The organism is Paenibacillus sp. FSL L8-0435 (genome assembly GCF_037965655.1).
In the GTDB taxonomy this organism is placed as follows: Bacteria; Bacillota; Bacilli; order Paenibacillales; family Paenibacillaceae; genus Paenibacillus.
Map to the genome: position 1 here is coordinate 3668953 of NZ_CP150185.1, position 24094 is coordinate 3693046.

The window sequence follows — 24094 nt, forward strand, 5'->3', positions numbered from 1 at the left end:
GGTGTAACGAATGAACGAAATCATAAAGAAGAAGCTGCTGGACAAAAATGAACTGCTCATTAACATGGTGATTGAACGCGTAAAAAGAGATTTTCTAGAGGATATCGCCATTATTGGGCTTACTGGTTCATTTAGCACCGGTGACTTTCACGAGAAGAGCGATCTTGATTTAATTATCATTAATAATACAGAAAAGGGATGGGAAATATCCGACTGCTTCATCTTGGACGACGTTGGATATGACATCTATTGCACGCCATGGGATTCAAGACTGCAAGAGCAATCCACCTTGGAGAGTCCCAACGTATCAAGCCTAACCGAGCTCAAAGTACTCTACTATGCTAAGCCTGAGGATTTGGAGAAATTGAACAACTTCCAGCAAAAAGCTCTTGATGCACTTGCAAAACCGATAGGAGAAGCGTGTCTTAATCGAGCAAATAAATGGATCGACCTGGCTAAGCAAGCATACAGCGATACGATGCTTAGTGAAGATATCGGTTCAGTGCGATATGCATCTGCTGAGGTTCTGTATAATCTAGTCAATGCCTTGGTGAGTATGAATAACACGTGCATCAAACGAGGGATCAAGCGATATTTGGAAGAGATACGTTCGTTTCGCTATGTTCCGGATAATCTCGAATCCTTATACATGTCAATCATCGAAGCTCATACCATTGAAGATATTCGAATAACATCTTTTAATATGTTGAATAGCGTTACGAGGTTACATAGCACAATGTGTGATAACTTCATTGTTAAACCGGCTCCGACCTTTGATAATCTGAGGGGAACATATGAAGAATTGTGGTGCAACTACCGCAATAAAATTTTGAACAGTGTTATAACGAACAATGCTTCCTACGTCTTTCTTTCGGCCTTTGGAGCACATGGGTATCTTGATGAAATGGCTGTAGAGAAAGGAACTCAGAAATTTGATCTTATGCAGTACTTTGATGCAAGCAATCTACCAGTTATAAAAGAGAAGTTCCTTGAAGTGATGGACGAATATCTAGACGAGTATAATAAGGTCGGCAGAGAAGTCGAACGTTTTACAACCTACGAGCAACTATATGCCCATTATATGAATCACTGACCTTACATTCATTTATAAGTCCGCGGAGACGGGACTGTAATTGAAGGTAAAACAACGTTAGAGGTTGCGAAGTCAGCAGGGGATAAAGAGGTTGAAATTATTAAATGAAGAAGTTAGGTGCAACTCTAGTAGTTCCAATCAGGGTATTCGAAGCACCTAATGCGAAAGCCAACAGAATTAAAACCAACAGTTGTAGCAACTAAAAAAATATTAATCGTTAATTTATTGACCTCAGCTCGCTTTACCGGCTGAGGTTTTTTCATATGCATTGAAAAAAAAACAGATTACCACATGCATTCTCACCGAATAAAAGAATCCCGATCCCGATTTACCCTCATTCTCAAACATGATGAGGCTTAGTATACACATTGCCGGTCGTATGATTTTTCGATTACAGGACAAGATATTAACCTTATCACCATTTTATTACTTTGATAAAGGAGAAGACCATGGTTGAAAAATACGAGCCTCAAATGAAAAATCATCAAAAGTCTACATGGCTTGATGATTTAAAACAGATATTAAACCATATGGAAGATGCCGAAATCATTGAGCACAAAATAGGTACGAGTGCTTCAGTCCATCTTTTATTTATAAAAACGTTAATAGATCAAGAGCGTTTAAACGAGGCGATTATTCAGCCACTTCATCAATCAGGCGGAAATTCGCTTTCTTCATGCATAATCAATTCTGATGTTTCAGAAGTTATATCGATCGAAGATGCTGGGCAAAAAATAATGCAAGGATATATTCTTCTATACGATTCAGTCAACGATCAATGGCTAGGCATACAGTTGGAAAATCCTCTTGGCCGGGCAATTGAACCTTCCCAAACGGAAACTGTTATATATGGAGCGAAAGATAGCTTCAGCGAACAAATCGATAATAACATTACAATGTTGCGCAGACGTTTGCCTATAACGACATTAAAAACGGAAAGCTTCACTATCGGATCACTGAGTAAAACAAAAGTTGTGTTAATGTACATAGACGGAATAATTAATCCGGAATTTGTTTCGATTGCAAGAGAGAAAATTGAAAGTGTGGATTTCGATCAGTTTTTAGACTCCGCACAGCTTGCAGCTTTTATTGAAGATCATAACCATACGGTCTTTCCCCAGTTTCTACAAACGGATCGGCCGGATGCCTGCGCCTTCGCCTTAGGTGAGGGTAAGCTGACTTTATTAGTCTCCAATTCACCGTTTGCTTTAATTTGTCCCATTACATTATTCCATCTATTCCAATCACCAGAAGACTACTTCCTTCGTTGGCCGGTAGCCAGTTTTTTACGTTTAATGAGGTATGGAAGTTTTATTATTTCTTTGACGATGATTCCTTTTTATGTTGCGTTAACGACATTTCATTACCAAATGGTTCCGCTGCCGATTCTCTTCGTATTATTGGAATCGAGAAGCAAATTGCCCTTTACTCCGTTTGTGGAAGGAATTTTCATGATCGTAACGCTGGAAATCATCAAAGAAGCAAGTTTGCGAATGCCGACCAAAACCAGTCAAACTCTAGGGGTTATCGGTGGTATTGTCATTGGACAAGCGGCTGTAGAGGCAGGCTTTGCAAGTAAAGTATTAATTGTTTTGATGGGTATATCCGCTATTGCTTTCTTTTTAGTTCCCAACTATCAAATGACAAAATCCATGGTTCTGTTGCAAGTGTTTCTTCTTATCCTTGCATCGGTTCTTGGGCTGCCAGGAATCGTGGTCGGGCTAATCGGGATTCTTGCGCATCTCCATGCACTAACGTCATTAGGTCAACCTTATCTGGCACCTCTTTCTCCTTTTTACGGGAAGGATTGGATTGACCTCTTTATTCGCGGGCCTTTGATTTGGATGAAAACGCGTCCGAGTAATCTAAAACCATTACAGAAATGGCGACAGGAGAAGATGAAGAAATGAAGACTCTATCCTTATTCAAGCAAACCTCCACCCTTGGTAGCATCCATTTCCTTTTATTGGTTAATCGTACGCAAATGCATTATTTTGTTCTAATCATGCCCGTTTATTTGGTCCATTCCTATATGGTTTGGGGTATTGTCGCCTTGGGGCTGCTGTCTCAACTTAATTTGATGATGCTGTCCAGATGGTTTTCTTCCAGTTATGCAGCCAAAGGCTATCAAGGATTTGTACAGCTTTTTGGAAAACGAACGGTTCACATTTTCGCGATACTTGGTTTTTTGATAATACTGTTGAAAATTTCAATCATCACTCTGGGTTACGTTGAAATGCTCCATAGTTTTATTTATCCATCAATGAATAAAACGTGGCTGATCCTCGTTATTCTATCAATCAGTTTATTTGTGGCTTCACATGGCATGGAGAAAACATTGCGTTTTGTCGTTATCGCCTTTCTATGCGGGGCGTGGATCTTACTCATGTTTATTCCTTTTTTCTTTTCATCGATTTCAGATTACCGCGATTTGTATCCTCTAATCCCCACCGAATGGTCAGGGCAATCATGGCAGAGTTTGTTGTTTATATGGTCGGCATTTTCCGGTCCAGTGTATTTGGCCTTTATTGTTCCATGGATAAGCTCCAACACAAAAATAACCAAATATCTTGTCATGGGCAACATGCTGACGATTTTGGAATTTTCATTATTGTTCATAGCTTCGGTATTGTTCTATGGTTCCAACTTCTTAAGCAAGATCAACTTTCCGGTAGCATACATGGGGAGCTATCTTCAAACGAGCGGTTTAGAACGAATCGAGTACATTCTTATCTCTTTCCATATGTTTAATTACGTATTTGACATTTCAATTCTGTTGTTGTGTTTTTATGGAGCTGGAAGAGTTTTTATGAAAAAAATGAATTCAAGTACAACCCTGACTGGATTATTGTCGAGTTGGTTCGTCATTTTGATAAGTATCATCATAATGGATCAATGGTTATGGCAAACGGTTCCGGGTCAAACGATGTTACTGAACCTTCAAATCTGGCTAGGAGCATTCATTTATTTGCTTGTTCCTGCGATCCTTTTCACTGTGGTTAAACGAAAGGAGAGTATGCAGGCATGATACCATACAAGTATTATGGTTTATTGGCAATTGTAAGCCTTATGTGGATAACCGGCTGCTCTGCTCCATATGTCGAAAACAATCTGATCGAAGAGATCGCTCCGGTCGTTTTCTGGTCGGTTGACAAGGGGACGGAGGGAAAGTTTAAAATCAGCACTTTAGTACCACCACTCATCAAAGAAAAAAAACGATTTCTCTCCAAGGAAGTTGATCTGATAAAGCAGGGAGGCAAGGAGTTTAATTTAATTTATTATCGGGAACTAAAACAGGGGCAGCTGCGAATATTATTAATCAATGAGAAACTGGCAAAAGAAGAAGGTATTGAAAAGCTGATCAATACGATATTGGTAGATCCCGATATTTCAATGCGTGTCTATTTAGTGGTTGTTAGAGGGGATTTTGATGAATACATAAAAAATCAATTGACGAAGCAAGAAAACCAAGATTATTTTCTTTATCGGATGTTAAGGCATTACGAGAAGCATAACCAGGGTGAAATGAGCATTGTCAATATTCATCAATTTATGAAGAAGTTATATTCTCCTCTTAAGGATCCGATTCTTCCCGTTTTTCAAGCGGATAAGAACAATTTCAATTACGTTGGAACGGCCTTGTTCCGAAATGACAAAGAAACAATGGTCACTCAAGACGTAAGCGATGAAATTTTTCAACTTCTGGATAACGATCATTTCTTAAAAGTCTTGGCCATTCCAAAGTTATCGATCAGTTTAGGACGTGTTCGATCCAATATTCGCATGAAACTATCGAGTGACTATTCATCCTTGTCTTTACATGTGGGACTGAAAGGAAGAATTGAGGAATATCAGGGAGATAAGAATATTCAAAACGAGGAAGAATTGGAACATTTAATTCATGAGATTGAGGTATACCTTGAGGAACAAACGTCAGAATTATTAAAAAGTATGCAACGGTTGAAAGTGGATCCCTTAGAGGTCGGAACACATTCACTTAAGCCTTTTTCTAAACCAATAACGGAAGAGCAATGGTTGAAATATTGGGAAAATATGAAGATTAATGTTGACTTCGACATCAAAATACAGCCTTTGATTAATGTTGAACGGCTGTCGTGATTCAAAAGATGCCCCCCAGATGATCAAATACATCATTGTGGGGGCATCTTTTTTGTTCAAATCATGTACAAAGAGAGCTTATTACTGCAGCCCGTGGCGGACAAGCCATTTGGATATCTTTAGAAAATGGAAAGTCTGACGATTTTATCGTCAACAATAACAAAATGATAATTCAATAATAGTGGATCGGGTAGACCAGTCTTATCGTAGGTACCATCCAACTCGCATGTTAACACAATTTCATCACCTATTTTTTTGGCTTTTGTTGGCTTTAACGTTACATTCGCCGCGAAATGGTTTTGATCACTCCATTCCCGAATCGCCTGTTTCCCATTTCGCTTTTTCCCTTCATCCAACACGACAGCATTTTCTGAGAAACAATCTATAAATACTACCGGGTCTGGCTTGTTAGATGCAGTAATGTATTTGCCAATTACAGACGGTAAATGATTGAGGTCCATATTGTTCTCTCCCTTTATTCATTAATTTTTAGACGGTAGGGATAGTTCCCCCATCAATGACATATTCACTACCTGTAATAGATGCTGCTCGGTCTGAGACCAGAAATGCGAGCAGTTCAGCGACTTCTTCAGGAAATCCTGGCCGGCCAATTGGAATACCTCCGAGTGAAGTCATAAGTTGTTCGAGCGCACTTTCTCGACTTCCGGTTTCCATTGCGATCCGATCAATTAATGCGTCAGCTGCTTCTGTCTGAATAAACCCGGGAGACAATGTATTGATGCGAATTCCTTGAGGGGAAAATTCATTCGATAATCCCTTGCTATAATTAGTCAGCGCGGCTTTGGCAGATGCATAAGCCAGTGTAGTTTCATATAAAGGCAAACGTCTCTGAATGGAAGTAAAATGAAGAATAACGCCTGAATTATTTTCTAACATAAGTGGAATTAAACCACGATCTAGTCGAACTGCTGCGAGTAAATTCCAATTTAATGTATGAAGCCAATCCTCATCACTCAATACAAGTGCGCCTCCTGGTGGTGTCGTTGATCCACCTACGCAATGGACAATAATATCGATACCTCCAAGTTGCTCTTTTACTGCTGTAATTATGTGCTCTACACCTTCAGGTGTGGCGACATCTGCTTGAACAAATTTGACCGAATTGGGTAAGTCAGCAGATAGGGAACGGGCAGTAGTAAGAACTGTAGCTCCGCCGTTTGCAAGTCTTTTTACAACTGCTTGCCCCATTCCCTTTGTTCCTCCGGTTACAAGCACCCTTTTACCTTTAAATTCTGATAGAGAGAACTCAAATTCTTTATGCATAACTATTCCTCCTAGTGATGGTATTTAATGATTAATTTGAAATTGCTCTGTCTCTAAACCATAATGTGTTGTTCGAGAGGAGCTAGAACTAATACTACACTTGCTACTTTCATAACGTCCAATTTATTATAATAATAAAAATGATGAATATTATTTATATATAGAGGGGTGTCTCAATGGAACTTACACAATTAGAATACTTTATGACCGTTGCACGGCTTGAACATATGACCTTGGCTTCCAAAAAACTCGGTATCACTCAGCCCGCTTTAAGTCATGCAATTGCCAAGCTTGAAAACGAAATAGGAGCTCCTTTATTTGAACGAAATGGACGAAATATTAAGCTGAACCGAAACGGTACTATGTTCTCTAAATGGATTGGTAGAGCCCTACATAATATTGAAAATGGTCTAAAGGAAATCGAAGAGTGGTCCAACCCGGATACTGGTGTGATTACGTTGTCTTATCTAAACATTCTCGGTGTTGAATTAATCCCTAGCCTAATTCGAAGTTATCAATTGAAGTATCCCAAAGTTCGGTTCGAATTGACACAAGGGAACTTAGGAGATATTGATGCACATCTGGAGCAAGGATTTTCGGATATTATGATTACATCGAGGGAATCTACTTTGGATAATCATCACTGGAAGACGATTCAAAATGTTCCTTTATACATTGTTGTTCCCTCTCAACATCGTTATGCAGATTGTAGCGCTCTTAGTTTGGCAGAGCTATCTGGCGAGCCTTTTATTGGATTGAAAAACAACTGTGGATTAAAAGCAACGATTTTATCCCGGTTCCAACATACCGGATTTTTTCTTGCTTCTGCTTATGAAGCGGAGGACCTAATCACTGTAGCCGGTTTTATTAAGTCAGGTCTAGGTGTATCAGTACTGCCTAAGACGCTGGGGTTGATGTTAGATGAATTGGTCTGGATCCCTATCATTGATGAAGGATGGTACTGGGAAATAGGATTAAAGTGGAGAGATGATCATAATATTTCCCCAGCTGCGAAAAGGTTTATTGAATATGTGGATACTTTATATCAAGGAGAATGACCGCCAAATTTTTTAGTTTTGAAAAGAAATTCTTCTGAGAAAACAATCATACTTTATTGTATTTGAACACAAGGAAAAATGATTGGCAGTACGTTATAATACAATCAACAGGTAGATTACCCAACAAAAAAGTGAAATATTGTAATATCTAGTCACACTCGGCTCATCATAGTTCTTTGAGCCGCTTATTACAACATAATAGATATCGGAGGTATGATTATGGTTAAGAAGAAAATTTCCACAGCCCTCAGCGCAGCTTTAATCGTTTCTATGCTGGCTACCGGCGTAATAATCACTATCCAAAGTAACACAACGTTAGAGGTGGCGAAGTCAGCAGGGGATAAAAAGGTTGAAGTTGTTAAAGCATAAAGAGACGTTAAATTTATTTAGAACATGTCATGAATAAAAATATACTCCTATTGAAGTCGCTATTTTAGCGGCTTTTTTGTTTTATCGGTAAAATTGGGTTTAATACTAACGATATTTTGTTGAACAAGTAAAGAGAAGTTTAGATATAACCATTTTTACATTTGTAAACCATTAGGTTTAAAGCATTAAAAAAATGATTAGATCAACTTAAATAAAAATTTTTATTTTCTATAATCAGTCATAAATTGTGCAAATGTAAACTAAAACAGATATATACATAAAAAATAGTGTTCATTTAAACAAAAATACTTTGACAAATGAAAACGAGTGGATTATTTTGTTAATAAGGAATGCATATTTCTTCTTTTAGATTCTAAGTAGCTTAAGGGAGCGTGAATAAAATTAAAAAAGTACATCTATCAGGTGAAAATAGTATCAGCAAAGATCCAGAACACTTTATTTATAAAAATGAATACAGACCGCAAATACATTATTCCCCTAAGGGAAATTGGATTAACGATCCTAACGGAATGGTTTATTACGAAGGAGAATATCACCTTTTCTACCAATATACTCCTCATGATACGCAGCCTGACTTCGGCAGAATGCATTGGGGGCATGCAGTAAGTAATGATTTAATACATTGGGATGAACTTCCACCAGCCATCTCGCCTGGGGAAGATGGCGCGATCTTTTCGGGAAGTGCGGTAGTCGATAAGAACAATACCAGTGGATTCTTCAACGAAGCAGGATCAGGATTGGTAGCTATTTATACTAATAACGATAACAGCGCTCAACCCGGTAAACCGCAGGTTCAAAGCATCGCTTACAGCAAGGACAAAGGTAGAACCTGGACAAAATATGAAGGTAACCCTGTTTTATTCCCCACGGATACGCTAGACTTTCGAGACCCAAAAGTATTCTGGCATGAAGAATCTTCAAACTGGGTAATGGTTCTGGCTGTAAGCGACCGTGTAGAATTTTACACATCTTCAAATCTTAAGGATTGGTCTTTTGCAAGCGGTTTCGGTTCTGATATTCCTGGCATCCATCGTGGAATATTTGAATGTCCTGATGTTTTTAAAATCCAAGTGGATGAGAACCCCAATACCACGAAATGGATTCTGACACTAAGTGTCGGAGATAGAAATGGCGTAAATCCAAACGATTCAGAACCACCCGCAGGCGGTTCTGGCATGATGTATTTTATAGGTCACTTTGATGGTAAGGTTTTTACACTAGATGAAACATTGGAATCATTCGAAACAATCCAATGGATAGATTACGGATCTGACTTTTACGCGGCCGTGACCTGGGATGGTATCCCGAATGAGGATGGGCGAAAGATTTGGGTCGGCTGGATGAATAATTGGCGTTACGCTTCCACTCTTCCTTCTAAAGAATGGCGTGGCCATATGTCAATTCCAAGAGAGATTCAACTTAGGACGTATTCGGAAGGACTTCGCTTAATTCAAGCACCCATAACTGAGTTAAATCAACTTAGAAGATCAATTCTGTCTCTACAAGACATTACAATTAAACCGGATATGAACGTTTTGTCTGCTGTTTCTGCTGCAAAGATGGAAATTATTGCGGAATTCGAAATTGGTAATGCAATAGAATTTGGGTTCAAGGTGCGAAAGTCTACCTCTTCCAACCAAGAGACAGTCATCGGATATAATGTCTTGAATGAGGAGTTGTTTGTCGATCGGACGAAGTCAAACACTGTTGATTTTCATCCCGATTTTGCTGCAAAACACAAGGCCCTCATGAAGCCAGAGCATAAACGGATACGATTGAGCATCTATGTTGATTGGTCAAGCATAGAGATCTTTGGCAACAACGGGACAACTATCATTTCAGACACGATTTTCCCCGACTTGGAAAGTAGAGGACTGGAACTCTATGCCATTGGTGGAGAACTAAAAGTCATGTCGCTTCAAATCAATGATCTCGTAAGCATTTGGGAAAATCAACCGGACTGAACTGGGTGTCCAAAACCAATTTAGGGCTAAGTGGACTTTTACCCGTTTCCGCGGGGCAATAACTTTACAATATTATTAGAAAAGAGGGTATGGAATGAACGATAAATCTAAATTCGCAATATGTCTTCTGATGGCAACCGGATTGGCTCTGACTTCAAACGGTATTTTTACATCTAAATCAATTGCGGCTAGTGCTGTACTCGCTGATCAGGAAACAAATAAACAGGCAAAGGAGGAGCTTGATATTTTTGAAAGCGCATCCAAATTAAATACCAATCTGATAGGCTGGCAAGTGAAAGGAAAAGGGGGATTAGAGGATACTTCAGAAGGAATCCTGCTAACTTCACAGCCTAAAGAAAATGTAATGGCCATCTCAGAGACGGTGTCCGATGATTTTATCTATGAAGCTGATGTCATGATCAGGGATACGAAGGCAGACGCAACATTGTTGTTTCGTTCTAATGAGGATGGCTTTAGCTCGTACATGCTGCAAATCGTTCCGGACGCAGGTCTGATTCGGTTAAGAGATGCAAGAAATGGAGATGGGAAATTAAAGGAGGAGCGTAAAGTTTCTGTTGAAATGGGGCAAATCTATCATCTCAAAGTGAAGGCAGTGGGTTCCTCGCTAAAAGTATATTGGGGCAATCAATATAAACCATTAATTGATGTTCAAGACATTTCGTATCAAAGTGGAAAGCTTGGACTTCATGTATGGGATGGATCCGCCTTGTTTTCGAACATCGTGGTGAGCGATCTGAAAGGTAATCTGGGTACGGTGCTTTCTAGCAAGGGAAAATGGCAGCCTGATATCAACGGAAAAAGAGGGACGGTAGAACAGGAGAGCAAAGCACAGCAAATCTATAATAAAAATGCGACTGATATGGTCTATGAAGGGAATATTACCCTTCGTCCTGATTCTATTGCAGCTCTCGCATTTCGATCTTCAAGCGATGGAGCTGAAGGATATGAAGCTACTCTTACGAAGGAAGGAGATCAGGTCCGTGTAAGCTTGAATACAAAAGGAACCGTAATTGCAAGTTCGCAACGTACTTATCCGAGTCAGACGGGAGCCAAACATCACGTGGAAATCAAGGCAAAGGGAGATCGAATTCAGGTCTTCCTGAACGGGTACACTACGGCCGCGATTGACGTGAAAGATACAACCTACAGGAGTGGAAGTACTGGAATCGTCGTAAAAAAGGGGACGGCTTACTTTCAGGATACTTATGTGACGGAACTGAGCCAATATTACAATGAGATATATCGTCCACAATATCACTACACGCCAATACGTGGTTCAGCGAGTGATCCGAATGGACTTGTCTACTTCGAAGGAGAATATCATCTCTTCCATCAGGATGGAGGAACATGGGCGCATGCGGTAAGTAAAGATATGCTGAACTGGAAACGGCTTCCGATTGCACTTCCCTGGAATGATCACGGACATGTCTGGTCTGGGTCGGCTGTTGCGGATATGACAAATGCATCTGGTTTATTCGGAGATTCAGGAGGCAAGGGCCTTATTGCATACTATACTTCCTTTAAACCGGATAGCCCGAATGGGAACCAGCGTATAGGTCTGGCTTATAGCAAAGACCAAGGTCGTACTTGGGAGTATTCGAAGGAACGCCCGATTGTGATTGAGAACCCGGGTAAGAGCGGAAATGAAGCTGGGAATTGGGATTTCCGAGATCCGAAAGTGATCCGTGATGATGAGAATAACCGCTGGGTTATGGTTGTATCCGGAGGAGATCATATTCGTTTCTACACGTCAACGAATTTACTTGACTGGACATTGACAGATAATTGGGGATATGGGGATTACGTCCGCGGAGGAGTATGGGAATGCCCTGATCTGTTCCAGCTTCCGGTAGACGGAACGTCACAGAAGAAGTGGGTTATGATGATCAGTACAGGAGCAAATCCCAAAACAGGCGGATCAGATGCCGAGTATTTTATCGGTCATTTAACAGCTGATGGTAAATTCGTGAACGATAATCCGGCGGGTAAGGTGCTAAGAACAGATTTTGGTAAAGAATTTTACGCTTCGATGTCTTTCGCTAACATGCCTGATCATCGCACAGTGATGATGGCGTGGATGACGAATTGGGATTATCCGTTCGCTTTCCCAACGTCCAATTGGAAAGGTGAACTAACCATTCCGAGAGAAGTATCATTGGTAACAACCAAAGATGGAATTCGGATGGTGCAAAGTCCAATCAAAGAATTGGAATCACTTCGTAAACCTTTGTATTCTGCTTCCAACAAGTCGGTGAGTCCTTCTTCCGGGAATCTGCTAAAAGGTATTATTTCAGGTGCTTACGAAATTGAAGCTGAAATTGAAATCCCTGAAAATAGCACAGTGACCGAGTTTGGATTTAACATTCGTGAGGGTGCAAATCAGAAGACGGTCGTGGGTTATAAGGCAAGTGATAGTCGTATGTTTGTGGACCGAACTGCATCCGGTGAAACGGATTTTTCTAACCTTTTCAGTAAGAAACATGAAGCGCCTACGCAAATGGAGAATAACCGGATTAAGATGCGTATTCTTGTGGATGAATCTTCTGTTGAAGCCTTTGGTAACGACGGCAAAGTCGTCTTTTCAGATGTTATATTTCCGGATCCTGTTAGTAGAGCGATGAGTTTTTACGTAAAAGGCGGGAATGTGAATGTTGTTTCCTTGAAAGTGCATCAACTTCAATCTGTCTGGAATGCGGACATTCCTTCAAAAGCTCAAATAAAAATGGATACGAGGGTTCGGGAACTGGGGGTAGGCGAGTCGGATACACTGCAGGCGATGGTCGAGTACGGACCAGGTTTAGGCGTTCAACCACTGAAGTGGAATTCCAGTAATAACGAAGTAATAGCCATAGATTTGGTAGACAATTCACACGCAGTTATTAAGGCAAAAAAAGAAGGGGAGTCCACAGTCACCGTATCTACTCCGAATGGCAAAACTTCCACTAGTGTACTCGTTAAAGTCTCAGGTGGCGAGTTCCGGACAAACCTGAGTGGATGGACTAAAGATCTGACTGCTGCTTCATGGTTAGTTAGTGAAGATGGGATTCGGGGTAAACATTTTAGCGATGCAAATTATATTGCCAAAGAGAAGACTGGGAATTTTACGTATGAAGCAGACATGATGCTCAGTGAAACAGGAGGGGCAGGTTCTATTTTGTTCAGGGCTAGCGAGGATGGTCGCAGTGGATACTATCTGAATCTAGACCCTAACATGAAGGCAATTCGTCTGTTCTATAAAATCAACGGAGGATTTGAAGAACGGCAGGTTCTTGCGAAAGTACCAACTTTCATTCAGCCAGGTCAAACGTATAAGGTGAAAATAGAAGCGAATGGTCCGCATATTATAGTACACGTGGACAGTCAAAAAGTCATAGATATCATGGATGGTACTTTTGCAGAAGGCCACTTTGGACTCCATGTATTTGGCGGCTCCGCATCTTATCAGAACGTCAATGTGAGCAACGATGAACCTGCAAACCTCACCAAGTCCAGCCTTGTAAATGCCGCAACGCAGAAATCCATTTTCACAGCCAACCTTGTCAACGGGGAGCCGGTTACCTTACAAGATGCAAGTGCAGCCTCCACCCAGAAGTGGGTATTTGTTCCGACAGGCGACGAAGCAGGATCGTATTCGATTCGTACTACGGCCGGTCAGACGCTTGATCTGGATATAGGGCAAAACAAACTTCAGCTGTATCATTATTTAGGGTACAACAACCAGCGCTGGGTCCTTCGCCAGAACAAAGACGGATCAGTTCATATTACTTCAGCTCATCATCAAAAAGCATTAGAAGTATCGGAAGATGGGACCGAACTCTTCCTAAGTGAACTGAATCCATCACTTGATCGACAAAAATGGATATTAACGAAATAATAAATTTATTCCATGGGGCGCATCTCGTAGATATTCCAATTATATTGGTTGGGATAGAATCAAGGGGGGGCGGCAACTGGAGGTTTTTTTATCAAAGCATATACACGGCCATCCGACAAAGGATGGCCTTTCCCAATCTATACGTACAAAAAGATGTACTATGTTCATTTTAATTGCCCTCTTTGCAAACGAAACGATTACGCTTAAGATTGGCTCAACAACCAACTATTTTCACTCTTATAGTTAGCAAGCTAAATAATAAACTTAAGAGGGCAAGGAGTAACGGAGTGCTGACTTCTATCCAAATCAAGAGAGTCGGAAGAAAGGGCACAAGTTATCGGCTAAGGAATTAGGTGTTCTACAAGGAAAGTAAGTGAACTCGTGAAAAGGAGATCATTCTATTATGGAAGAAAGAAAGCTTAAACTAGGAGGAATTATTGATGGCGTGGGTTGGAATTACACGGGTTGGAGACACCCTCATATTCCAGCAGATGCCAGTGAAAATATTGAGTATTACGTACAGAAAGCCATACAACTTGAACAGGGAAAGTTCGATCTGATCTTTTTGGCAGACGTAAGTCATATCGGACCTGGCATGATCCCGCACTATCTAAGCATGTTTGAGGGTGTATCCATTCTATCTGCATTGAGTATGGTGACTCATTCCATTGGTTTAACCGCAACGATAGCGACTTCATACGCTGATCCCTTCACAGTTGCTAGGCAAATCGCTTCCCTTGATAAGATTAGCAAGGGCAGAGCAGGTTGGAATGCAATTACCTCCAATCCTGGAGGGTTAGCCAACTACAGTCGGTCCCATCTGAAGAAAGCAGATCTTTATCCCATGAAAAAAGAGTTTTTGGAGATTGTTGAAGGACTTTGGGACTCGTATGAAGATGATGCCTTTATACGTGATAAGGAACGTGGGATATTTTATGACCCGCGTAAAATGCATCCGCTAGATTATACCGGGAATTACTTTTCCGTGGAGGGTCCCTTAAACATCAGTCGATCGAGGCAAGGAAGACCAGTGGTCTTTCAAGCGGGCACCTCACCGGAGTTCATGGATATTGCTGCACAGCATGCCGAAGTCATCATGGCACCTGGACATGATTTGGAATATCTCAAGGCATCCACTAATGATCTTAAACATAAAGTTCAAAATCAAGGGCGCTCACCATATGACCTGTTGATGATGCCTTCTCACAACCCGATCGTTGGTAGAACGGAACAAGAAGCCCTGGAAAAGCTAAGGGAATTTGAATCATGGATGCCTAAAGGTTATCGAATGCCGAAACCTGGATTGATAGGATCGGCAGAGCAGGTTGCCGAACAAATCGAACATTGGTATCGAGAAGGCATCATGGATATCTTGCTGATTAGACAAGATCATCCGGCAGGATTTAAGGACTTTATCCAATTGGTTGTTCCTATCTTGCAAGATAGAGGCATATTCCGTAAGGAATATGAGGACGACACACTTCGGGGAAATTTAGGTCTACCTTACCCAGAAAATAAATACACGAAGTAATAATATAAAATTCGTTTAACAAGAGGAGAACAGATAAAATGACTAACAGAGTATGTGAAATATTAGATATTAAAAAGCCAATTATACAAGGACCAATGTCTTGGGTTACTAATGCCGAATTGGTTGCAGCAATAAGCAATGCAGGTGGATTAGGATTTCTAGGTCCAAATGCCGGTCAGGTTGATATAACCCGCTCACCCGAAATAAGTGCGGAAAGAATGAGAACTGAAATACAAAAAACCAAATCTTTAACGAATAAGCCATTTGGCATTCCATTGATCGTGAATCGTGATTTAGCTTACACATGGCCACTTATAGAAACAGTTATTGACGAGAAAGTTCCTGTTGTTCTGGTGAATGATATACTGGATGAAAGAATCTTTAAACCATTAAAAGAAAACAATATTAAAATTGTTTATAGACCCCTTACGCCTACTATTGAAAATGCAAAAGCTGCAGAAAAATTTGGAATCGATGTTTATGTAGCGACTGGATTTGATGAAGGTGGTACGGTTCCAGAACGAGTTATTGGAACATTTTCGATTGTTCCCATGATTGTAGATGCTATAAATATTCCTGTAATGGCAGCTGGTGGTATTGGAGACGTTAGAGGAGTGCGTGCCGCATTTGCTTTAGGCGCTGAAGGTGTGTTTGCTGGCAGTGTCTTTATTCCAACAAAAGAAAATCCAGCAGCAGAAAAGGTGAAACAAATGATTGTAGATGCTACAGCAGAAGATTTACTAATGTTCCGTACTTTACCAGCATACTATCGTTCTTTACCTACTAAATTGGCGAATAAACTAGTCGATATGGATAAACAAGGTGCCAGTCGTGAAGAAACAGCAAAATTGATGCGTGGATCAATTGGAATGCGGATCGGAATGCTAGAAGGCAATACAGACGATGGCTATATTACTGTCGGCACAGGAATTACACCAATTAAAGAGATTAGAACTGTAAAAGCAGTCATCGATGATTTAATGCAAGATTTTAAATAATTGCCTTGATAGACTTACCCTCACCAAGCAGCCGATCATATGATCGGTTGCTTGGTTTATTATTAGTTAGAAAAACTCGATATGAAATAACTCTGACTTACTACGAACCAATCGGACCCTCTCGATCCCATATAAAATGTTTCATTGACTATTCAAAAAGAGAAGAGTAGATTTGGCTTTATGTAAAAAGGAAATTTACAATATTAATCATTTGTGAATTTCATCCATCATTATCGGAACTACATATAGGAAAGAGGCCCGTGCTATGCGCTTTATCCGAATACTAAATGACATCAGACTTAAAAGTAAGCTATCATTGATTTTTATTACCGTGGCCGTACTCCCGCTTTTAATAAGTGGTATCTATCTAACAAGCAAGCTGAAGGAAGTCATGATCCTGAATGCCGCTGAACAAGCAACCAATAACGTGGAGCGTGTACAGAAAAGGACCGAGGAAGTTATCAATGTAGCTATTGATATTTCCTATCAACTCTCCAATGATAACCGAATGAAGTCCATAGCAAGCCACAATTATGAAAGTTATAACGAAGTTATCCAAACCTATCGTCAATATACTGACATTCGGGATTATATGCGGCTGTATAAGGAAATAAAATCAATTCGGTTATATACGCCTAATTCAACGATGCTCAATAACTGGGAATTTATGCAGCCAGACGACCAAACGAAACAGTCTGAGTGGTATAGAGCCGCCTTGAATCAAAAGGGCCTTGCAGGGTGGGACTATATTCAGGATGAGCGTGATCATAAACATTATCTAAGTCTGGTTCGAAAAATCAATCTGGATGAGTTGAAAAATGAAAGTGTTTTGGTGATTAATGTGAATTCTGATTTGCTAAACTCTATTCTATCCCAAGAGACTTTCTCAACGATGATCGTGGATGACAACAACAATATTGTGGCAGCCAACCGCCCTGATCTCTACGGTAAAAACCTTGCTGCTGTGCATGCTGGGAGTAATATGTTGTCTCAAACGGAGGGCAGCTACGAAGCTGTTATGGATGGGAAGAATTCGAAGGTGGTTATAGCAAACATAACTCCACAGAATAGTTGGAACGGACTACGTATCATTTCCGTTTTTACCGTGTCTGAGATTCTACATGATGCAAACGCTATCATACGATTGGCTACATTTGTTATAGGTGGATGTCTAATCATCGCAGTTTTGCTTGTTTATGTTTCGGCATCATTTATTGCGAGAAGATTGCTTCGACTTAGTAAGCACATGTCCCGAGTAGGTACGGTGTCCTGGGATACTTATCTTGACCTCGATGGAAAAGATGAAATCGGCCAACTCTCCAGACAATTCAATGATCTGGTTCATCGAATCAGTGAACTAATGTTGGAAGTGGAAGAAAGTAACCAGCAGAAACAGACACTATTGCAAAAACAAAATGATATTAAATTTAAGATGTTAGCGAGCCAGGTCAATCCCCACTTTTTGTTTAATACACTTGAGTCCATTCGAATGGAAGCACATCTTCGTGGGGAAGAGGGATTGGCCCAAGCTGTGTGGCAGCTTAGCGTGTTGATCCGAAATAGTTTAGAGGTCGGAAGTCGCCAGATTCCACTTTCAGATGAGTTAAACATGGTTCGGTGTTACTTGGAACTTCAAAAATTCCGGTACGAAGACCGACTTCAATACATTATGGAAATCGACCCAGCAAGTGAACACATTGAAATTCCTCCACTTATCATTCAACCTTTGGTTGAGAACTCGATACTCCATGGATTAGATCGCAAAGAGGGCCCAACGTTGATTACTGTTCGAACGAAGGTTAACGATCAGGGGATGTTATTTGTAGAAATCCAAGATGATGGTGCGGGTATTCCTCCAAAGAAAATGAATGAGTTAAAAAAACAGTTAATGAACTCCGATGAAGCCGGAAATCGTATTGGTCTTCGTAACGTGAACGACCGATTAGAACTTACCTACGGCATACGTTCAAGGCTTTCAATTGAAAGCACAGAGGGCAGAGGCACCTGCATCACATTTTGTATTCCGAAGAAGGGAGGGGGAACCTAATGTTCTCCGTGATCATTGTTGATGATGAACCCAAACTACGTTTGGGGTTACAAACGTTAATACCTTGGAGGGAATTGGGATTTGAAGTGATTGGAACGGCAGCTGGTGGAAATGAGGCTCTCCGAATATTCGAAGAAACGATTCCCGACGTATTGTTGGTTGATATACGTATGCCAGGCATGGACGGATTGGAACTCCTTCAGCAGATCCGTCACCGTGGCTGGATCAGTCATGTCATTATACTCAGTGGTTACGCCGATTTTGAGTACGCGCGGCAAGCTCTTCAATTCGGTGTTGAAGCATACCTGCTCAAACCTGTAAACAAGGAAGAACTTTCAGCATCACTTCGAAAGATTCATGAACAGCTCTCAAACGTGCAGAAAAAAAATATGTTACAAAAAACGAATACACCGGAATGGATACTTTATTCTCTACTAACCGGTAATCATGCTTCAGAGGATTCCATTTTGAGTAAGTGGTCAGACTCATTTGAAATCAGCTGGACTACGTATCAGATCGTTTTAATCGGGTTCTCAGGTTCAGATCCAGAAGAAAGCGAACAAATTCAGAATTTCAAAAATGTAGTCAGCAGAACCTACGCTTCGGAACGTCAAGGGTTCGTTTTATATTTTGCACCATACATTGTTTTATTGCTAAGTAACTCTCCTGTTAGCGAATTGGGATGGACCGAGCTTCACAAGAATCTCCAGCTCTTATCAGGTGAGCTTCGATTTGAAATGGACATAGCAGTAGGGCAGCCCGTGCGGTCTCTTGAGGAAGTTGTTCATTCGTTTAGAACAGCAAAATCCCTTTTGGAGCGTAGTTTTTTCTATGACAGAGGAAGGCTTCTCACTGAGGAAACACCAGAAAGCTATCGACAGGAAACTGTCCATTCTTCAGTATTATCTATGTCAAATAAGGAGGAAGAAGCTTTCAGGTTGCATTATCTGGTCGATGTTGGGCATGCAAGTGCAATCTCGTCATTTTTGAACGAAATAGCATTACAACAAGTAGCTAATCAGGCTGATGAAAAGGAGATCCGTGACCGTTTCTTCTATCTTGCTAATGAAACAGTTCGAAAAATTCATTCCCGTGTCTGGTCTTTAAGCGATTATCCAGGAGACCCGGCCCAATTCCTTGCTGAAGTATATCATTCCCGATATATTCAGGATCTCGTCGACCGTATTTCTGTTGTTATGGAGAGGCTCGCTCGATGCGCAGATTACAATAGTAAAGACAATGAAATGAAGCGATTGCTGGATTATATAGATCGGCACTATGGGGATAACCTAAGATTAGAAATGCTTGCCGTATTGTTTAACTACAGTAGTTCCTATCTGGGCCAACTCTTCAAAAGTTACACAGGGGAATATTTCAACGCCTATCTTGATCGGATACGGATTCAGAAAGCGAAAGAATTACTGGCTCAGGATATGAAGGTTTACGAAGTGGCTGAAAGGGTAGGATATTCAAACGTCAATTATTTCTACACCAAATTCAAGAAACTAGAAGGGGAGTCACCTTCTTTTTATCAAAAAAAAGAATAACCTTAAACCACGCTCCTCTACGAACGGAAGTAACGAACAGTAGGGGAGTTTTTTTGAAATCCATATGAAAAGAAATGTATTTTCTGAAAATACAAAGGATTTTAGAATGAAAGGATTTAAGATTTGTGATATGTCCGAGAGCCTCCTCAGCCAATATAGTTGATACGAAAGGAGGGGCCATAACAAATGAAAGCGATAACAGGAATGTAATGAACGGATGGGAGGCATAAAATGAAGACTAAATCAGGTTCAATGATAAGGTATGCAGCGTCAAATAAAACCTATTTCATGTTAGGATCGGCTTTTTTCTTTTTGGGCATCATCATGTCGAGTTTCACTCATTCCAGGGTGGAAGCAGCCATTACGGTACCTGGATTTGTTGTTGAACCTAATCAAACACAAGTATTAATAGTAACATTTAAAGATGCTCAGCTAGAAGGGTACGGGATTGAGAAACGTGATGAGAAAACTGCCAAAGCCAAGGACAAGTCATATGATGGCAAAGGTTACATTTCTTATTTTTTTGAAGAGGATAATTCAGCTAAAGGAAGCGCTGCATTCAAGGTTGAAGCACCGGAAGATGGCCTGTATGAGTTGAGCTTGGGATATTACATTCCAGAAGGGAATGGGGACAAAACGACCTCTATTCAAGTGAATGGTTCAGGTGCTGGTGAATTGATGCTTAATGCTCCCAACCCAGGGCAGGTCCGTGCTGAAAAAAAGGTGACCAAAGTGCTTCTGAACCAAGGCAGCAACTCCATCCAAATCTTACGGGGGTGGGGATACTATGGTATTGAGTACATCAAGCTCAAACGTATAGAGCCCAACGTATCCAAACAGGATATAAAGATGGATACCTTAAGTAATTCCAAAGCAACTCCCCAAGCCAAAGCACTCTTGGATTTTATGACCAGCCAATATGGAAAGAAGATAATTTCAGGACAGCAGACACTGGAAGATGCGAAGTGGATCTACAAGCAGACAGGAAAATCCCCTGCGCTGGTTTCCAGTGATTTGATGGATTATTCTCCATCCCGTGTTGAAAATGGAAGTACCTCAAACGAGGTGGAGAAGATGATTGAATGGTACGAACGCGGAGGAATAGTATCATTAAGCTGGCATTGGAATGCGCCGAAGGGAATAGGCGGCAACGAACCGGGCCACGAATGGTGGCGAGGTTTTAATACCGAGTTTACGACCTTCGATGTAGAATATGCCCTGAATCATCCGGAATCGGAAGATTACAAGCTTTTAATTCGAGACATTGATGCCATCGCTGTTCAGTTAAAGCGGCTACAGGATCATAACATTCCCGTACTTTGGAGACCACTGCACGAAGCAGAGGGCGGCTGGTTTTGGTGGGGAGCCAAAGGGCCCGAACCTGCCAAAAAATTATATAGACTAATGTACCAACGTTTAACCGATCACCATCAGTTAAACAATCTCATTTGGGTTTGGAACTCTGTGAAGGAGGAGTGGTACCCGGGCGATGATATGGTCGACATTGTAAGTATCGACGTTTACAATCCAGCGGGCGATCATAGCCCTAACATTGCCATGTATGATGAACTCTTGTTTTTGGGCAAGCACAAAAAGCTTGTAGCGCTTGCAGAAAACGGGCCTATTCCGGATCCTGATCTGCTCCCGACTTACGGCGCACATTGGAGTTTTTTCAATACCTGGACTGGAGATTATCTGCGCGACAGAAAAACGAATACAAAGGAATATTTGAAAAAGGTATACAATCATGACGACGTAATCACGCTAGATGAACTTCCCAAAGGATTGTATGGTAGTCCCTAAATCGAAAAGGGATACATTTTAGTATTGAGCAGGAACAATCTAGTTTAACAGGAGTGAATCATGTAATGGCTATTTATATTAACGAGTCACAGCATATTTTTCATCTGCAATCCCGCGTAACCAGTTATGTTATTCAAATCATAGACGGCTATCCTTTACTGGTATATTGGGGACAAAGATTGTCCGAGAAAGGAAACCTTGAAAAACTTGTACCAGGTCTGGAAAAAACGGAGCTAGGCTCCATGCCTCATGAATATCCACAATATGGAACAGGTGACTTCAGATCGCCTGCCTATCAAGTTCTACTTGAAGACGGGAGCCGCATTACAGAGCTACGCTTCAAAGGGTACTCAACCGGCGCTGGTAAACCAGCACTTGATGGTCTGCCGTATGTGTATACGGAAACAGACCATGAAGCAGATACCTTGGAGCTGGAACTGGAGGATGCGTACGCAGGAATCACCGTTCTTCTGAAATATTGTATCTTCAGGGATGGTGCTATTACCAGGTCAGTTCACTTTAAGAACAACGGTCACAGCACGATCAAACTTTTACGTGCGCTTAGTGCCAATGTTGATTTGTATGGCAAGAGCCATTATGAATTGTTATACCTCGCGGGTCATTGGGCTCGAGAGGCGCATCTTCAACGCAGACCCCTGGGCCCAGGAGGTACTAGTCTTGGGAGCAAACGTGGAATGAGCAGTCATCAGCACAATCCTTTTGCGGCTGTCGTTAGCCCTGGAGCCGATGAGGATCATGGGGAGGTTTTTGCTGTAAATCTGGTGTATAGCGGTAATTTCCATGCCGAAGCGGAAGTGGATGCTTTTGGCGTCGTTCGTTTGGGCATTGGTCTGAATCCATTTGATTTTGGTTGGCTGCTTCCTCCTGGCGAATTCTTCCAAACTCCTGAGGCTGTATTGGTATATTCAAATGAAGGGATCGGAGGCATGTCCCGAATCTATCATCGACTCTACCGGAACCGTCTATGCCGCGGCGTGCATAGGGACAAGGAGCGACCGATTCTCGTGAACAATTGGGAGGCAACTTATTTTAATTTCACTGCAGAAAAGATTGAAGCGATTGCCGAGACAGGCTCTCATCTGGGGATTGAACTGTTGGTGCTTGATGACGGCTGGTTCGGCAAACGTGACAGCGACAATAGTTCGCTCGGAGACTGGGTTGAAGATCGGAGAAAGCTTCCTAACGGCTTGCGTGATTTGGCAGAGCGGATTGAACGCCAAGGCTTGCAATTCGGATTATGGTTTGAACCTGAAATGATCTCACCCGAAAGTGATCTGTACCGGAAGCACCCCGACTGGTGCCTGCACGTTGAAGGCCGTCGCCGGACGGAAGCCCGCTGGCAATTGGTATTGGATCTTTCACGGCCGGAAGTCCGTGATTATTTGTATGATGCACTGGCTGAAATCTTCACCAACGTACCTGTTTCTTACGTAAAATGGGACATGAACCGTGCGTTGACCGAAATTGGTTCCGCAACGGCTTTACCCGAGAATCAACAGGAGATTGCACATCGTTACGTGCTTGGGCTCTATGATCTTTTAAATAAACTGACGACTGCATTTCCGGAAATTTTATTCGAAAGTTGTTCCAGCGGTGGAGGTCGGTTTGATCCCGGAATGCTGTACTACATGCCGCAGACTTGGACAAGTGACAACACGGATGCCGTGGAACGCTTAAAAATACAATACGGGACCAGTTTGGTATATCCCGTCAGTACCATCGGAGCTCATGTCTCCGCCGTGCCGAACCATCAAGTCCACCGCGATACCTCGCTTAAATTCAGAGGGGACGTTGCGATGTCGGGAAACTTTGGCTATGAACTTGATCTGACCAAATTCACGGATGCCGAAAAAATCCAGGTGAAAGAACAGGTTGCCATGTACAAAGAACATCGTTCTCTCATACAACAGGGGGATCTATTTAGACTTCGGAGCCCTTTTCAAGGCAATGAAACATCCTGGATGTTCGTTTCGGACAATCGATGCGAAGCTATCGTATTTTACTTTCGAGTTTTAGCCAAGCCCACTCCTGCTGCTGATGTACTTCAGCTCAAAGGATTGGATCATTCGTATACTTATGAAGTGACTGGAGAGAGTGGACACATGGGATCTTTCGGCGGGGATCGTTTAATGCAAGCAGGCTTGATCATCCCTCCCCTTACAGGAGATTATACCAGTGCATGGTTCAAGTTGAGCGCCACTCAATAAATATGGCGATAATAAAAATTCTCTGCATTGGTTTAATGCAGGGGATTTTTATTATACCAACTTATGAAAACAAAATTGTCTTTTCTGAAAACAGTATGGATTATTGAATGAAATCCTACTGGATCTCCGATATGTCG

General features: G+C 41.4%; 16 protein-coding genes. 14 read left to right on the forward strand and 2 right to left on the reverse strand.

From position 1 onward, the window contains the following. Nucleotides 1-10 precede the first annotated feature (10 nt). From NST33_RS15875 to NST33_RS15890, 4 genes are all read left to right on the forward strand, one after another. Nucleotides 11-1093, forward strand: coding sequence for a nucleotidyltransferase domain-containing protein (locus tag NST33_RS15875; RefSeq protein ID WP_221821382.1), 1083 nt, complete (start codon nt 11-13; stop codon nt 1091-1093). Between the two features lie 449 nt (nt 1094-1542). Beyond that, nucleotides 1543-3003: a spore germination protein gene (locus NST33_RS15880; RefSeq protein WP_221821383.1), complete on the forward strand. Its 1461-nt coding sequence runs from the start codon at nt 1543-1545 to the stop codon at nt 3001-3003. Beyond that, a complete protein-coding gene (locus NST33_RS15885) occupies nt 2976-4121 on the forward strand; it encodes a spore germination protein (RefSeq protein ID WP_260632757.1) in 1146 nt (381 codons plus the stop codon). The genes NST33_RS15880 and NST33_RS15885 overlap by 28 nt, the downstream gene beginning before the upstream one ends. Then, complete coding sequence (locus NST33_RS15890; RefSeq protein ID WP_221821384.1) at nt 4118-5212, forward strand: Ger(x)C family spore germination protein; 1095 nt, start codon at nt 4118-4120, stop codon at nt 5210-5212. The genes NST33_RS15885 and NST33_RS15890 overlap by 4 nt, the downstream gene beginning before the upstream one ends. A 119-nt stretch (nt 5213-5331) precedes the next feature. On the opposite strand, the gene NST33_RS15895 is transcribed toward NST33_RS15890, so the two are convergent. Together NST33_RS15895 and NST33_RS15900 are read right to left on the reverse strand one after the other, a co-directional pair. Then, entirely contained in the window at nt 5332-5673 is a 342-nt protein-coding gene (locus tag NST33_RS15895) for a nuclear transport factor 2 family protein (RefSeq protein ID WP_221821385.1), read from the reverse strand. 28 nt (nt 5674-5701) lie between these two features. Next, nucleotides 5702-6496, reverse strand: a complete 795-nt coding sequence (locus tag NST33_RS15900; protein ID WP_221821386.1) for an SDR family oxidoreductase — start codon at nt 6494-6496, stop codon at nt 5702-5704. A 176-nt stretch (nt 6497-6672) separates the two neighbouring features. Here NST33_RS15900 and NST33_RS15905 point away from each other — a divergent pair, with 176 nt between their 5' ends. The 10 genes from NST33_RS15905 to NST33_RS15950 all read left to right on the forward strand — a co-directional run bounded on the left by NST33_RS15905 (nt 6673) and on the right by NST33_RS15950 (nt 23957). Then, entirely contained in the window at nt 6673-7554 is an 882-nt protein-coding gene (locus NST33_RS15905) for a LysR family transcriptional regulator (protein WP_221821387.1), read from the forward strand. 219 nt (nt 7555-7773) lie between these two features. Further along, nucleotides 7774-7923, forward strand: a complete 150-nt coding sequence (locus NST33_RS15910; RefSeq protein ID WP_221821389.1) for a hypothetical protein — start codon at nt 7774-7776, stop codon at nt 7921-7923. A 392-nt stretch (nt 7924-8315) separates the two neighbouring features. Continuing rightward, nucleotides 8316-9908 (forward strand): glycoside hydrolase family 32 protein, encoded by a 1593-nt coding sequence (locus tag NST33_RS15915; RefSeq protein WP_221821392.1) that lies wholly within the window; start codon nt 8316-8318, stop codon nt 9906-9908. Nucleotides 9909-10002: 94 nt separating this feature from the next. After that, entirely contained in the window at nt 10003-13803 is a 3801-nt protein-coding gene (locus tag NST33_RS15920; protein ID WP_339303954.1) for a GH32 C-terminal domain-containing protein, read from the forward strand. Between the two features lie 403 nt (nt 13804-14206). After that, nucleotides 14207-15334, forward strand: coding sequence for an NtaA/DmoA family FMN-dependent monooxygenase (locus NST33_RS15925; protein WP_339303956.1), 1128 nt, complete (start codon nt 14207-14209; stop codon nt 15332-15334). A gap of 38 nt (nt 15335-15372) precedes the next feature. Beyond that, on the forward strand, nt 15373-16332 hold the full coding sequence (locus NST33_RS15930) for a nitronate monooxygenase (RefSeq protein ID WP_339303958.1): 960 nt from the start codon (nt 15373-15375) through the stop codon (nt 16330-16332). A 265-nt stretch (nt 16333-16597) separates the two neighbouring features. Continuing rightward, nucleotides 16598-18379, forward strand: a complete 1782-nt coding sequence (locus NST33_RS15935; RefSeq protein ID WP_339303960.1) for a sensor histidine kinase — start codon at nt 16598-16600, stop codon at nt 18377-18379. Further along, the gene (locus NST33_RS15940; RefSeq protein WP_339303962.1) at nt 18379-19926 is read left to right on the forward strand and encodes a response regulator transcription factor; all 1548 of its coding nucleotides are present in this window, start codon (nt 18379-18381) and stop codon (nt 19924-19926) included. Before NST33_RS15935 ends, NST33_RS15940 begins: the two co-directional genes overlap by 1 nt. Before the next feature lie 231 nt (nt 19927-20157). Next, complete coding sequence (locus NST33_RS15945) at nt 20158-21729, forward strand: glycosyl hydrolase (RefSeq protein ID WP_339303964.1); 1572 nt, start codon at nt 20158-20160, stop codon at nt 21727-21729. 65 nt (nt 21730-21794) lie between these two features. Beyond that, the gene (locus NST33_RS15950; RefSeq protein ID WP_339303966.1) at nt 21795-23957 is read left to right on the forward strand and encodes an alpha-galactosidase; all 2163 of its coding nucleotides are present in this window, start codon (nt 21795-21797) and stop codon (nt 23955-23957) included. Nucleotides 23958-24094 lie beyond the last annotated feature (137 nt).